This is a genomic window from Sphingobium sp. S6 (genome assembly GCF_905120495.1).
Classification (GTDB): domain Bacteria; phylum Pseudomonadota; class Alphaproteobacteria; order Sphingomonadales; family Sphingomonadaceae; genus Sphingobium; species Sphingobium agri.
The window spans coordinates 1-1694 of sequence record NZ_CAJHOG010000040.1; the positions used below are offsets into that span (position 1 = coordinate 1).

General features: G+C 62.9%; 2 protein-coding genes. Both read right to left on the bottom strand.

The genetic code is table 11. The features are described 5' to 3' along the window. Nucleotides 1–1388 (bottom strand): NAD(P)(+) transhydrogenase (Re/Si-specific) subunit beta (locus tag SPHS8_RS20250; RefSeq protein ID WP_201516836.1); only part of this gene is annotated, 1388 nt, incomplete at its 3' end. Nucleotides 1389–1391: 3 nt separating this feature from the next. Further along, nucleotides 1392–1694 (bottom strand): NAD(P) transhydrogenase subunit alpha (locus SPHS8_RS20255; protein ID WP_236575284.1); only part of this gene is annotated, 303 nt, incomplete at its 5' end.

The window sequence follows — 1694 nt, forward strand, 5'->3', positions numbered from 1 at the left end:
AGGCCGCTTCCGCCGCCTGCCAGTTCCTTGGCGATGGAGCCGACCATGTCCTTGGCATCGCCGAACAGCATCTGGGTGTTGCTGTTATAGTAGATCGGGTTGTCGATCCCGGCAAAGCCTGCGTTCATCGAACGCTTGATGACGAACACCGACTTGGCCTTGTCCGCCTCGATGATCGGCATGCCCGCGATCGCGCTCTGGGGATCGTCGCGTGCCGAGGGGTTCACCGTGTCGTTCGCGCCGATGATCACCGCAACATCCGCCTGCGGCAGTTCCGGGTTGATGTCGTCCAGGTCCACCAACTGCTCGTAAGGCACATTGGCTTCGGCCAGCAGCACGTTCATATGGCCGGGCATGCGGCCCGCCACCGGGTGGATCGCGAACTTGACGTCCACGCCCTTCTTGGTGAGCGCCTGGTAAAGCTCGCTGACCTTGTGCTGCGCCTGCGCGACGGCCATGCCATAGCCAGGCACGATCACCACGGTGCCGGCATTTTCCAGCTGCATCGCGGCTTCCTCGGCCGAGGCGGAGCGGACGACGCGGTCGTCCTTGCCGCCAGCGGCGCCAGCCACGACATTGCCGAACCCGCCGAACATGACGTTGGCAAAGCTGCGGTTCATCGCCTTGCACATGATGACCGCGAGGATGAAGCCCGACGCGCCGTCAAGCGCGCCTGCCACGATCAGCAGCTTGTTCCCCAGCGCAAAGCCCATGGCGGAAGCGGCAAGACCGGCATAGCTGTTGAGCAGCGCGATGACCGTCGGCATGTCCGCGCCGCCGATCGGGATCACCAGCAGGATGCCGAAGAGCAGGGCGAGCGCCGCGAAAACGGGGAACAACCAGGTCTGCGTCGGATCAAGCGCCAGCGTGACGCCGATCACCACCGCCGCCAGCGCCACCGCGCCATTGACGATACGCTGGCCCGGGAAGGACACCGGGCGGCTGCCCATCAGTTCCTGAAGCTTGGCAAAGGCGATGATCGAGGCCGTGCAGGTCAGGAAGCCCAGCAGGATTTCGAACATCAGCGCCCACATGATGAAGCCGCCGGCATATTCGGCATGGGCATGCTTGTAATATTCGGCAGCACCAATGAGGCCGACCGCAAGCGCGCCGAAGGCGTGGGAGATGGCGGTCCGCTGCGGGATCGCCGTCATCGGCATCAGCAGCGCCATCGGGATACCCGCGGCCGCGCCCGCGATCATCGCGATGATGATCAGGTTGTAGTCGACCACCTCATGCTGGACCAGCGCGCCGATGATGGCGATGACCATGCCGATCTCGCCCGCGCGCACGCCGCGCCGGGCCGTCGAGGGATGGCTCATCCACATCAGCGACAGGATGAACAGGGCCGATGCGGCAATCGCCGCGAAAGGTACGAAGGCGTCCATCTGTTACTTCCCCCGCGGCTTGAACATCTTGAGCATGCGATCGGTGATCATGAACCCGCTCACCAGGTTCACCGTCGCACAAAAAACCGCGATGAAGCCCAAGGTCTTGGCAAGAGGCGTCGCCCCTTCCTCACCCGTGATCGTGATCGCCCCCACAATCACCACCGCCGCAATCGCATTGGTCAGCGACATCAGCGGCGAGTGCAGCAATGGCGACACCTTCTTGATCAGCTGAAAACCAAGAAAAGCCGCCAAAATGAAGACGAACAGATAATCTGCATTCAATGCGTTCACTGACTTATCCCC